Annotated in this window: 6 protein-coding genes; 2 read left to right on the top strand and 4 right to left on the bottom strand. The window is 59.4% G+C overall.

The genetic code is table 11. The features are described 5' to 3' along the window. Positions 1-44 precede the first annotated feature (44 nt). Positions 45-1,388 (top strand): MBOAT family O-acyltransferase, encoded by a 1,344-nt coding sequence (locus IC235_RS05685; RefSeq protein ID WP_394355243.1) that lies wholly within the window; start codon positions 45-47, stop codon positions 1,386-1,388. 1 nt (position 1,389) lies between these two features. Then, entirely contained in the window at positions 1,390-2,415 is a 1,026-nt protein-coding gene (locus tag IC235_RS05690) for a hypothetical protein (RefSeq protein WP_191004200.1), read from the top strand. A 117-nt stretch (positions 2,416-2,532) separates the two neighbouring features. Here the strand turns inward: IC235_RS05690 and dnaE are convergent, their stop codons facing one another. From dnaE to IC235_RS05710, 4 genes are all read right to left on the bottom strand, one after another. Beyond that, complete coding sequence (gene dnaE, locus IC235_RS05695) at positions 2,533-6,216, bottom strand: DNA polymerase III subunit alpha (protein WP_191004201.1); 3,684 nt, start codon at positions 6,214-6,216, stop codon at positions 2,533-2,535. A 475-nt stretch (positions 6,217-6,691) separates the two neighbouring features. Continuing rightward, on the bottom strand, positions 6,692-9,040 hold the full coding sequence (locus IC235_RS05700; RefSeq protein WP_191004202.1) for a LysM peptidoglycan-binding domain-containing protein: 2,349 nt from the start codon (positions 9,038-9,040) through the stop codon (positions 6,692-6,694). A 151-nt stretch (positions 9,041-9,191) separates the two neighbouring features. Further along, positions 9,192-12,110 carry an outer membrane beta-barrel protein gene (locus IC235_RS05705; protein ID WP_191004203.1) on the bottom strand — a complete coding sequence of 973 codons (2,919 nt, stop codon included), beginning with the start codon at positions 12,108-12,110 and terminating at the stop codon, positions 9,192-9,194. A gap of 245 nt (positions 12,111-12,355) precedes the next feature. After that, positions 12,356-13,000: an O-methyltransferase gene (locus IC235_RS05710; RefSeq protein ID WP_191004204.1), complete on the bottom strand. Its 645-nt coding sequence runs from the start codon at positions 12,998-13,000 to the stop codon at positions 12,356-12,358. Between the last annotated feature and the right edge of the window lie 95 nt (positions 13,001-13,095).

Here is a 13,095-nt window from a genome sequence, read left to right on the forward strand (position 1 = left end):
GGTTCCGCTGGCTTCATTTATTGGTAGCTAGTTGCGTCTTCTACATGGCTTTCATTCCTGTTTACATTTTAATTCTATTCCTGACTATTGTAATCGACTACTACGCGGGCATCCTCATTGAGAGTGCCGTTGGCAGCCAACGCAAACTTTACCTGGCCATGAGCTTGGTTGCCAATATTGGAGTGCTTGCCGTTTTTAAATATTATAATTTTTTTATAGATAACGTCAATACCCTGCTCCACCTCAGTAGCCCAACTGCCTCGCTACCTCTCCTTAACATTATTCTACCCATCGGCCTCTCGTTCCACACGTTTCAAGCGATGAGCTATACCATTGAGGTATATCGTCGTAATCAGGCTGCTGAACGCCATTTCGGGATTTATGCCCTGTATGTGATGTTTTATCCCCAACTGGTAGCCGGACCGATTGAAAGGCCTCAAAATGTGCTTCACCAGTTTCACGAAAAGAAGTCGTTCAGCTACGACCAGGTAACCAGCGGCCTTCGTCTGATGGCCTGGGGCTTATTCAAAAAAGTTGTGATAGCCGACCGGATGGCTTATCTGGTGAACGAGGTGTATACCAAGCCGCATGACTTTCATGGCCTGCCGCTACTAGTAGCCACTATCTTCTTCTCCGTCCAGATTTACTGTGACTTCTCCGGCTACTCCGATATGGCTCTTGGCGCAGCTCGGGTGATGGGATTTGAGCTGATGAAAAACTTTGATCGACCTTACTTTTCCCGGAGCATTTCCGAGTTCTGGCGCCGCTGGCACATTTCCCTCTCTACTTGGTTTAAGGACTATTTGTACATCAGCCTGGGGGGCAACCGGGTAGCGCTGCCCCGGGCGTGTTTCAACCTATTTTTTGTATTCCTGGTGAGTGGTCTGTGGCATGGCGCTAATTGGACTTTTATTGCTTGGGGCGCCATCCATGGCCTGTATCTGGTAATTGGGATGCTTACCAGGAAAAGCCGCGACAGCTTCATTGAGCGCACACATATGCACTTTCTGAACAGTCCTCTCCTCAACGTTGCCTTTACCTGCATACTAGCAGCTTTTGCCTGGATTTTCTTCCGCGCAAATACGCTGCATGATGCGCTCTACGTCATCACGCACCTCTTCGAAGGCAGTTCGTCTACCTGGCAAAATAATACCTATACTGGCTTGTCCACCGTTAAAGTATTCTACATGCCCCATGAATGGCTGGCCCTCTCCGGCGCCTTGGCTTTGCTATTCTTAATAGAAAAGGCTCAATATCGTATTGCGATCAATACTTGGCTGGTGCAACAAGCTACCCCGGTGCGTTGGGCCATTTATTACGGTATCATTTTATATACAGCCTTCCTAGGAGCGTTCAAGCATGTCCAGTTCATCTACTTCCAATTCTAGCATGAACTCATTATCCCAAAATAGGGGCAGTAGTCGACTACTTATCAAGGCCCTACTGCTTAGCTTACCATTTCTCCCCGTCCTTGCTACCTATATTGTCTTCGATCCCTTCCGCGTATTGTACAGCTACCAGAAGTTTGATGAGCCCTTTATAGTTATTCCCAACCGGGATTACATCAGCACCCAGATGTACCTGAACACCTATAAGCAGCGTCCTTATAGCAGTTTCATCCTTGGCAACTCGCGCACGATGAGCTTTATGATTCGAGACTGGACACCCTATATAGGTGACACGCTGGCCTTTCACTATGATGCCTCCGGTGAGTCTTTATACGGAATCTGGCGCAAGCTGCTCTTTTTAGAGCAGCATGGCTCCACTCTGAAGAACGTGCTACTCGTAGTCGACCATCAATTACTAGAGAAAGTGAGCGATGAAGAAGGTCATATATTCCGTAAGGACCCCCGGACTACCGGCGAATTTCCCCTCAGTTTTCAGTTATCATTCCTAAAGGCCTATTTGTCCGACCTGTTTTTTTACAAATATCTCCGCTACCGTATTACGGGCAAGTTTGTTCCCGAAATGGGCGACGCGCTCGGAAACCGTCGTATAGACTACGACCCGGTGACCAACGATTTGACTTTGCCTGACATTAATGCGGAAATCAAACGCGACTCGCTTGGATTCTACGCCCACAACACCCGGCTACGTGGCCGTAAACCCGGTGTTGCCCATGCAGTCATCGGCGCGGCTCAGCTACGTGAACTGATTGCCATCTGCAATATCTTCAAGCGGCATCGCACCAATTTCCATTTTGTAATTAGTCCCCTTTACCAACAGCAGCAGTTGAATCCCGCTGATCTGACTATCCTACAGCGCACCTTTGGCGCCAACCGAATTCATGACTTTAGCGGCGTGAATGAATTTACCGCGTTCGTGGGTAACTATTACGAAGAATCTCACTACCGCCCCCATGTCGGCCGGCAGATTTTGAAGCGCGTTTATGCCCCCTCAATTAATGCCAGATAGGCCTTGCGGCTGTCAGGCGAGCCCACTCGGGAGGTGAAGCCGACCAAAATGTGAACTGCACCAAACAAAGCCAGCTGCTTCAGGAATGCAGTTGGCTTTGTTTACGTAAGCTGACCATTAAATCAGGGTGCACACTTCCAGTTCCAGCTCGCGCATTTTCTCGATAAACCCTTTCGGCTCAATCTGAAACTTGCGCGAGAACATGTCGACCGACAGATGCTCGTGCGGCTCCACGAACTGGATTTCGAGACGCTTGCCCCCCGGGGCGTGGTCGATGGCATCCTGCAGCCGGTCGAGCATGGGGCCCGTGACGGTGCGCAGGTCCAGGCGCACGCGCACCCCTTTGCTCATCTTCTCGGCCACGTCGGCCAGGGGTTGCATCGAGAGGATGCGCAGGTCCCACTGGTCCTGGGTATGGCGGCGCAGCTCCTGCTTGAGGCGTACGTACATGGGCGGCACCTGCTCGTTGGGGTAGTTGCGCGGGTTGATGAGCGGGGCAAACTTGGTGTAGTCGTCGCGAAACAGCGCCGGGTTGATGCTGGTCTCGTAGTCTTCCAGGGTGAAGGTGCAGAAGGGCTGGCCGTTTTTGGTGGTCTTAAACAAGACGTTGGTGATGAGGCCCGCCACCGCTATTTCCTTGTTCTTGATTTCGTCCACCTTGTCGAGGCCGCAGGTGCAGTAAGCATCGAGCTCCAGCTTGTAGCTATCGAGGGGGTGCCCCGACAGGTAGAAGCCCACCACCTCCTTTTCGCGGCGCAGCTGCTCGGTTTTACTCCAGGGCTCCAGGTCGTGGATCTTGGGCAGCGGCGCGGCCACCGCCCCGAAGGCGCCGGCACCGAACAGGCTGTGCTGGGCCGATTCCTTCGCCGCCTGGTGCTGCTGGCCCATTTTCATGGCCTTTTCGATGAGGTTTTGGTCGCCGGCCGGGGCATCGAGATATAAGCGGCGGTGCTTGCCGAAGTTGTCGAAGGCCCCGGCCTGGGCCAGACTTTCGAAGGTTTTCTTGTTCACCGTGCGCAGGCTCACCCGCTTGGCGAAGTCGAAAATATCGGTGTACTCGCCGTTTTTCTCCCGCTCCTCCACCATGCTTTCCACCGCGAGTTCACCCGCCCCTTTCACGGCGCCCATGCCAAAGCGGATGGCGCCCTCCTGGTTCACGTTGAACTTCAGCAGGCTTTCGTTCACGTCGGGCCCGAGCACGGGCACCCCCTGCTTCCGGGCTTCCTCAATGAAGAAGGTCACCTTCTTGATGTCGCCCATGTTGTTGGTGAGCACGGCGGCCATGTACTCAGCCGGGTAGTTGGCCTTGAGGTAGCCGGTCTGGTAGGCCACCACGGAATAAGCGGCGGAATGGGAGCGGTTAAACCCGTATTCAGCGAACTTCTCCATCACGTCGAACACCTCGTTGGCCTTCTTCGGCGCGATGCCGTGCAGCTTCTTGGCGCCTTCGATGAACTTCTCGCGCTCGAGGGCCATCTTTTTCATGTCCTTCTTGCCCATGGCCCGGCGCAGCAGGTCGGCGCCGCCGAGCGAGTAGCCGGCCAGGATCTGCGCCGTCTGCATAATTTGCTCCTGGTACACCATAATCCCCTGGCTGTATTCCAGGATGGGTTTCAGCAGCTCGTGCGGGTATTCTATTTCCTCGCGCCCGTGCTTGCGGTTGATGAAGTTCGGGATGAACTGCATGGGGCCCGGCCGGTACAAGGCGTTCATGGCAATCAAGTCTTCGATGTTCGTCGGCTTGAGGTCCTTCAGGTATTGGCGCATGCCTTCCGATTCAAACTGGAAGGTGCCGATGGTGTCGCCGCGCTGGTAGAGGGCATAGGTTTTCTCGTCGTCGAGGGGGATGTCGTCGATGTCGATCTTCACGCCGTGGTTGCGCTCGATCAGGCGCAGGGCGTCCACGATGATGGTCAGAGTTTTCAGGCCCAGGAAGTCCATCTTCAGCATGCCGGCGCTCTCAATCACCTTGCCGTCGAACTGAGTCACGAGCAGGTCCGAATCCTTGGACGTGGACACGGGAATGTACTTCGTGATGTCGTCGGGCGCAATGATGACGCCGGCGGCGTGAATGCCGGTGTTGCGCACCGAGCCTTCGAGGCGCTCGGCCAGGCGCAGGATGTAGCCCTTGAGGTTATCGGGCGAGTCGTCGCGCCGAATCATGTCGAGCTCCTGGTTTTCGGCGAAAGCCCCGGCCAGGGTGGTACCGGGCTTGTCGGGCACCATCTTGGTGAGGTCGTTGGTTTGCGGCAGGGGCAGCTCCATAGCGCGGGCTACGTCCTTAATGCTGGACTTGGCCGCCATGGTGCCGAAGGTAATAATCTGGGCCACCTGGGTCTTGCCGTACTTTCCCACCACGTAGTCGATGACCTTCTGGCGGTTCACGTCGTCAAAGTCAATGTCGATATCGGGCATCGACACCCGCTCGGGGTTCAGGAAGCGCTCGAATAGCAACGAGTACTTGATGGGGTCGATGTTGGTGATGCCTATGCAGTACGCCACCGCCGAGCCGGCGGCCGACCCCCGGCCGGGGCCCACGGCCACGCCCACCGAGCGGCCGTGGTTGATGAAGTCCTGGGTAATGAGGAAGTAACCCGCAAAGCCCATGGTTTGGATGATGCGCAGCTCGTAGTCGAGGCGCTCCTCAATTTCGGGGGTGCGCTCGGAGTAGCGCGGCTTGGGCCCCTCAAACGCCCCTTTATAGGTGAGGTGCCGCAGAAACTCGTCGGCGTTGGCAAACTGCGGGGGCAGCGGGAAGTTGGGCAGCAGGATGTCGCGGGCCAGCTTCGGGGGCGTGATTTTGTCGACTATCTCGTTGGTGTTGTCCAGGCTTTCCGGCACGTCGTGGAACAGGGTCGCCATTTCCGCCTGGGTCTTGAAATAGAACTGGTCGTTGGCGAAGCCGAAGCGGGTATGCGGCTTGGGCTTCTGCAGCTCCTCGTCGATGCGGCGCAGCTGGCGCTGGGCGTTTTCGTCACGACCATAGTCGCGGCGCAGGTTGTCGAGCAGGTCGTACTTCACCTCGCCCTTGCTCGTGAGCAGGGTGTAGTAGTTGGTGCGGATGTCACCCACCGGAATACTGTGCTCCTCACCGGTGTTCACGCACAGCAGCAGGTCGTGGGCCGCGTAGTCGGTTTGGTCGACGTAGTGCGAGTCGTTGGTACAAATCACCTTCACGTTGTACTTCCGGGCGAAGCCCAGCAGCACCTGGTTCACGTCTTCCTGGCTTTTGCCGGTGCCGTCGAAGTCCATCAGCCCGTGGCGCTGAATTTCGATGTAGAAGTCCTCGCCGAACACGTCGAGCCACCACTTCAGCTTTTCCTCGGCCTGGGCCTCGGTCCCGAACAGAATAGTTTGGGGAATCTCGGCCCCGATGCAGCAGCTGGTGGCAATCAGGCCCTCGTGGTACTGCAACAGCAAGTCCTTGTCGATGCGGGGGAACTTAGAATACAGGCCCTCAATAAAGCTCAGCGAGCAGAGCTTGGCCAGGTTGTGGTAGCCGGCCTGGTCCTTGGCGAGCAGCAGCTGGTGGTAGCGGTTGTCGCGCTCGCCCTTCTCCCGGCTGAAGGTCTTCTTGTGGCGGTCGTCCACCAGGTAGAACTCGCAGCCGACGATGGGCTTCACGTTGTACTTATTGGCCTCGGCCACGAAGTTGAACGCCCCGAACATGTTGCCGTGGTCGGTGAGGGCCACGGCCGGCATTCCGTCGGCCTGGGCTTTCTTCATCAGGGCCGAAATGCTGGCCTGGCCGTCGAGCAGCGAGTATTGGGTGTGGCTGTGGAGGTGCGAGAAAACGGGCATTGGGTACGGCTGAGGAATAGAGGAGGAAGCCGTCGGCGGGGAATTGCAGGCTCCTCATTTCCAAAGTTACCGCCCCAAAGCCGCCTTTGCCAAACGCGGCGGCCCGTGATAGGAGCCTGCTTCGGGCCCGCGTGAAACCTCGAGCTGCGGTAAAAACCGACCACGCAGAAGCTAAAGACAAGCACCCTCTATGGAGCAGTGGTATTGCTGAAGTTGATAAGTGTGGTGTCGGCCAACGAAAAAGCGGCAGCGCCGAAGGCCCCGCTCCCAAAGTCGCCGGCCCTGAAGGAAAGGCTTACCCCCTACCCCAACTCACCGAAATGCTACCCTGGCCGAAAACGGAAAATCTACTTTAAGTAACCAGTCACAAGTACTGGTCTAGCAAAAGGCGGTCCTGCTCATCTGGCGTCCGCGGAGCCGAAGCAGGATGGGCTGCTAGAGGCCGTTACTTAGGCACAAGGACTTAAGGAATGGATTATTTTTGGGCGGCAAACACCCGCAGCACCTCACCCAGTTTTGCCGTGGCGTCTTGCTTCCCATTCCAGGCCTGTAGGTCGGCTACGGTTACCCCGTAGCGGCGGGAGATGCTGTACAGGGTTTCGCCAATCGCCACCGTGTGCTGAATTGCGGCGCTAATCGCGGCCGTTGGCCCCGTAGCAACTGGCGAAGCGGTCTTTTGGGGCACGTATAGTGCCGGGTTGGTTCCAGCGGCTGCCGGGGAGGCTATTGGGCGAGCCACTGGCGTCGGCGCCGGGGGCCGCGCCGCCGCAACCGGGGGCAAGCTCGGCGCCTGCAGCAGCAATACCTGTCCCACGCTCAGGTTAGCGGACGGCGCCAGCTGATTGATAGCCAGCAAGGTGGCTGGCGGTATCTGGTAACGCCGGCCAATGGCGTACACCGTTTCGCCCCGCGCTACCCGGTGCGTCGCCGGGACCACGGCCCCAGTCGGGGACCCATTGGTTGAGGGTCCAGGAGTTACCGGTCCAGGAGTTACTGGCACGGGAGCGGGCGCGGCAGCGGGCTTGGGGGCCACGGCAACGGACCGTGGGGTGGCGGGCACGGGCTCCGACTTGACGGGCGCGGGCTCCGACTTGACGGGCGCGGGCTTTGATACCGTCACGGCTGGCCTACTTACTACCGGCTCCGGTAGCGGCTCCGCAGCTAGCTCGGGCTGGCTAGGTTCGGGTTCGCGGGGCTCATCGGCCAAGGGACTGGAGGGGGGTACCGGCGCCGGGGGCGATAATTCGGCTACTACTTCCGGCGCGGGCGCCACGGGGCGCACGGGGGTCGATACTGGCGTGGGAGCTGGCTCTGGGGATTGACTTGCCTGGGCGGGGGTACTCGGGGCCGGCAGGGCCTCCCCCCAGCCGTCTTGGGCGGCCGCCTTGGCTCGTTCGGCTTTTGCCGATTCGCGCCTCCCTCTCCGAGCGGCGGCTTGGCGGCGGCCCGGGGTCACCAGGACGGGCTCCCCGGTCCCGGCAACGGCTTCCGGGCTCGGGCGGCGAGGGGCTTTGGCCACCCGTTCCAGCCGCGCGCCTTCCGACAAGGTCCGGTACTCCACGGCTACTTCGCGGGGCCGCACGTGCTGGAGCCACAACACGCGCCCAGGTCGCAGCTCCTCGGGCAGGAACATGCGATTTTTGCTCATGATGGCCTTTTTGCGGATACCGTACTTCTGGGCCACGTCAAACACGGTTTCGCCCGGCTGCACCACGTGGTACTCTACGGCCGCAGCGTCGCGCTTGCTTTCCAAGTAGTACGGGCGGCCCGGCACCACCGCGTCGAACGGGGTCAATTCATTGTCGTGCAAGAAATCCCGCAGCCCCTTGTGGCCCCGGCGAGCGAGGTCGGCAGTGGTTTCGCCGGGCAGCGCGACGAGTGCCCGCAAGTCGTTCACCCGTACTTCGGCCGGGTTGTCGGCAACCTCGGGCATGGTCAGGAGCTCTTGGCTGCTCTGCAAGCGCTGATTGGCCAGGATAGTGGCGGCCTGGGTAATGTCACTGACGGGCACAATGAGCGTATAAGGACGGTCGGTGGGCACAGCCGCCGCCAGCAGCCAGTGGTTATGCACGGCCAGGGCGGCGGGATCGACGCGCAGGAGCTGGGCCTGGGCCTGGAGGCTTTGGCCCGCCAGGGCCGGAAACTCCAGGAGGCGCAGCGGAGGGTTTGGGTTCAGGCCGCAGGCCGTTTCGAAAGTAACTTTCTGGGCCAGAAACATCAGCAGGTAGGGCGAGGTGGCCTCGGTGATGGCCATTTCGGTGGCATCGGCGTGGGTGGGCAGCGTGTAAGGCATTACGCCACTCAGACCGGTGTAGTAGCTGAGCAGGGCGTTTAACCAGTTGTGCAGCTTGGCATTGTTGCGGGACAGGTAGCGGGCGGCTGCCCGGGTGCTGGCCGCCAGGTGCTGGCGCTCGTCGACGGCGTCGTTCACCACCAGGCCCAGCCCCGTGGCGGTTTCCTGCTTAAGCTGCCAGTAGCCCACGGCTTCGTGCGCACTGCGCGCATCGCCCTGCAAGGCACTTTCCTGGAGGGCCAGGTAGCGAAAGTCCAAGGGCACCCCTTCGGCTTTCAGTACTCGGTCGATAATGGGAAACGCGGCATCAGCCAAATCTACCCGCGCCTGAAACGACGGCTGGTGGCGGACCAGGCCATCGGCTTTTTGTTGCACCAGCTGCTGCGCTGCTTCATTCAACACCAAGTGTAATCCGGCCACATCCAGGGTCGCCGGCACTTGCGGACGCGGGCGGGAAGCAAGGGGTTGGGCCGCTAGCGGGCGCCCCAGGCCCCAGCCCAACAACAGAAATAACACGACTATTTTTCGCATAAGCAACGCCGACCTGAAGCAATTACCTCGGCTGCCTCCTTGGCCGGAACCTGCAAATAACCTGATTTTTAGTTAAAGGAGCGACGAGCGCCGTTGAGAATGATTGCTTCCGCTCCAAGCCTTGAAATGTTCTACTTTTAATTAGGACGACTTAGGGCGGTCCGCCCCCGGGAGGTCCCACGCCGGGAGGCGGGCCGCTGCCCTCGGGCCGGCCGTAGCCGCCGGGGCGGCCAAAGCCGCGCTCACCGCGGGGACTATCGGTTGGCTCGGTGGGGGCCACCACGTTGCCGCTGCGAATGTTGTAAGTAAACATCAGCATGAGGTAGCGCTGCAAAATCGTGGTCTGCACGTCTTCGTAGTATGCCTCGGTTACGTTGCGCTGAATGGCGCGGTTCTGGCCCAGCAAGTCGAAAGCGTAGAGCTTGATTTCGCCCCGCTGGCCGGGGAAGACTTTCTGGCCCAGGCTAGCGTTCCAGAGCAGGTACTGCTGGTTGTAGCCCGCCGACAGCCCTGAGTACGCCTGGTGCAACAGGTCGGTTTGGAGGGCGATGCCCGGCCCCACAATCCAGCTCAGCCGGAAGCGGGTAACCTGCGCGAAGTAGTTGCTATTAAGCCGGGCTTGCAGGGTGTTGCGCACGAAGTTCTGGCTCGACGTGGTCGAGGCCGTAAAGTCGAGGTTAGCGCTGATGTTGGAGCTGAGCGTCAGGCCGGCCCCCACCGAGGGCACCCGGGCGTAGTTCAGCGCGCCGTTCACCAGGCCCGGCGTCTGCGTAAAGCTGGCGTTCGCGCTCAGGTTCACGTTGGTTTTAATGGCTTTGATGGGCCGGCCGTAGCTAGCCAGCGAGCGCACCGAGTACTGCTGGCTGAGGTTGACGGGTTGGGTAAGCTGCCCGCCGGCGGGCAGGCGCACGCCCGGTGCACCCTCCGGCACTACGGTAACCTCGTCGGCTGCCACCACGGTGCGGTTAGCAATGGGGTTCTGGGTGAACGAGCCCGAGAGCAGCGCGAAGAAGTTACTCGACACCTCCGGGTTCGAAGCCGAGTAGCGAATCACCCCCGAATGCTGGAACTCCTGCCGCAACGTCGGGTTGCCGATGGTAAGCTGCAGGGGGTTGGCGTTGTTCACTACGGCCTGCAACTGGCTCACGCTGGGAGCGTTGGTATTAGTACGATAGAAGAACCGTAGATTTTTCTGCCGCGAGAATCGGTAGGTGAGGCTGGCATTGGGCAGCACGTTCACGAAGTAGTAGCGCCCAGTACTGGGTCGGGGGTACTGCGCGTCGCTGTACAGCTCGGCGTACTGCCCGGCCAGCCCCACGCTGGCCTGGTACTTGGGTGTAACGTGCCGATAAGTCAGCCCACCCGACTGGGTTAGGTAGTAGTTTTCGAAAACGTTGCTCAGGCCCTCGTTCAGCTGCCGGGTATCGCCGGTCAGCACATCGTAGGTGTATTTATTCGACTCGTTGGGCGCGTAGCTGATGGCGTAGCTACCCTGCAGCTGGTCCTGCTTGGTGAGGGCTTCCGTGAGGGCCAGGTTGGCGTTGAGGCTGCCGCCGTTCTGCTTCAGTGTACTGGTTTGGTTGAGGTTGTTAATAGCAGAGCCCGTGTCGACCGTTCGCAGGGCATTGTCGCCCTTGCGCTGGGTGTACGTGCCGCCAATGCCCAGGCTGGCCGTGCGGCCGGGCTTGGCAAAGCGATGGCGCAGCAGCAGGTCACCACCGGTATTCAGGCCCCGGTTGTTCGAGCCGTAGCTACTCGCAATCCGGCTTTGTTCCTCGCCGCTCGAGCGGGTAACCCCATCTACCCCACTGGTGGCCTCGTTCTGCTGGTAGCTGAAGCGGGGCCGAAACAGGATGGAGTTGGCCGAGTCGATCTTGTGCTCTAGGCGCAGGTTGAAACGCTGGTTGGTGTTGAGGTTATTGCTGTTGATGCTTTGGCTGTAGGTGGTGCTGGCCTGCTGAGGCAGCACGTACTGCCGCTGTGCGCTGCTCACCAGCGTGTTATTGGCCCGGTTGAAGAAGTAGCTGGCCGACAGGTCGGTTTTCTTGTTCCAGGAGTCCGAGTAGTTTAGGCCCGCGGCGTTGGTTTTGGTGATGCCCCCGCTCTGGTTCACCAGGAAGTCGCTGGCATTACCGCCGTTGCCGCCGCCGCCCGCACCACCCTGCCCCCGCCCTCCACTACCTCGCCCGTTGCCCCCCTGGTTCGAGTTGCCCACTACGCCCAGCAGGTCCTCGGTGCCGAAGTTCTGCTCGTTCACGTTGTTCGACTGGGCCAGCACCGACACCCGCCGGCTGCCCTTGAAATCGTTGATGTTGCCACTGGCCCGATAGCGGTCGGGGCCCGCCCCCGCCACCACTCGCCCAAAGGTGCCGTTGCGGAATTCCACTTTGGTTACGATGTTGATGGTTTTCGTCGTGTTGCCGTCATCAAAGCCCGAAAACCGGCTCTGCTCGCTGCGCTGGTCGAACACCTCTATCTTGTCCACCATTTCGGCCGGCAGGTTTTTGAGCACCGCATCGGGGTCGTTGCCAAAAAAGACCTTACCATCAACCAGCACCTGCTGCACGTTTTCGCCCTGGGCCTGCACCTTGCCATCAGACCCGCGGGTCACGCCGGGCAGCTTCTCAAGCAGGTCGCCGGTGGTGGCATCGGGGTTGGTTTTAAAAGCCCGGGCGTTGAACTGGGTAGTGTCGCCTTTCTGCACCGATTGAGCCGCCTGGCCCGTCACCACCACGCCTTTCAGGCGCACGCCCCCAGCCTGCAATGCCAACGTGCCCACCTGCACCGGCTGCCCGCTCACGACCAGGGCCTGGCGCTGCCTCTGGTAGCCCACGAAAGAAGCCTCCAGGAGGTAGCGCCCCGCCGCCACGTTATCGAACTGAAACCGGCCCTCGGCATCGGCCGCAGTGCCGGTTTTCACCGAGTCCGGCAAATGAATCAGCACCACGTTAGCTCCAATCAGGGGTGACTGGTCTTTGCCGTCGGCCACGCGCCCGCTCACCGGGGCCGGTGCCTGGGCCCAGGCCGTACCCAGCCCAATCAGCCAAAAGAAAAGCAGTTTCCAGACCACGGACCACAAATTCGCTCGGATTCTTGACCACGGATTCGCTCGGATTTTTCGGATTACACGGATTTTGTGGACGATTTTAACGTGTGCTTGATGCCCTGGTTTGGGTAGATATCTTGGGTCGATAGAGTTAGCAACTTGCATTTTGCATTGGGTTAGATAATCACGCAACCACTACGAAAAATCAGCAGGCAGGCCGCATCGTCCACAAAATCCGTGTAATCCGAAAAATCCGAGCGAATCCGTGGTCAGAGTTTCCGCAGTAGCAGCAACCCATCGCGCAGGGGCAGAAAAACCGGCTCTACCCGCGCGTCCTGGGCCATTTTGTCGTTGAAAGCTCGGACTAGCGGCGTATCCCTGTCGCTCTTCCTTACCTCGTGTCCGGGCAGCACCTTGCCGCTCCACAGTACGTTGTCGACGATGAGGAGCCCGCCCGGGCGCACCTGCCCGATTACTGCCTCAAAATAAGCGTCGTTGCTGCGCTTGTCGGCATCAATAAAGACCAAGTCCCAGACTTCATCGACCAGGCCCGGCAAAACATCGAGGGCCGCCCCGATGTGCAGCCTGATTTGAGCCGTTTTACCGGCCGCGGTCACGTAGCGCCGGATGCGCGCTTCTCGCTCGGGGTCTATTTCAATGGTGTGCAACAGCCCGTCGTGGGCCAGGCCCTCGGCCAGGCATAGCGTGGCATAGCCGCAAAACGTGCCGATTTCGAGGACGCGGCGGGGGCGCATAAGCTGGCTCAACAGGCTCAGGAACCGGCCTTGCACGTGGCCGCTGCTCATGCGCGGCAGCAGGGTTTGCAGGTGCGTTTCGCGGGTGAGCTGGGCTAAGAGGGGCGGCTCGGGCGCGGTGTGCTGCTCGGCGTAGGCTTGAATGGGGTCGTGGTGCATTGTTTAGACTTTTGTGTGTTTTCACCGCAGAAGACGCTGAAGGTTACGCAGAGGAAACGCAGAAGAACGTCCTCTGCGCTCCTTCTGCGAAACCT

It is taken from the genome of Hymenobacter montanus, from assembly GCF_014699115.1.
GTDB lineage: Bacteria > Bacteroidota > Bacteroidia > Cytophagales > Hymenobacteraceae > Hymenobacter > Hymenobacter montanus.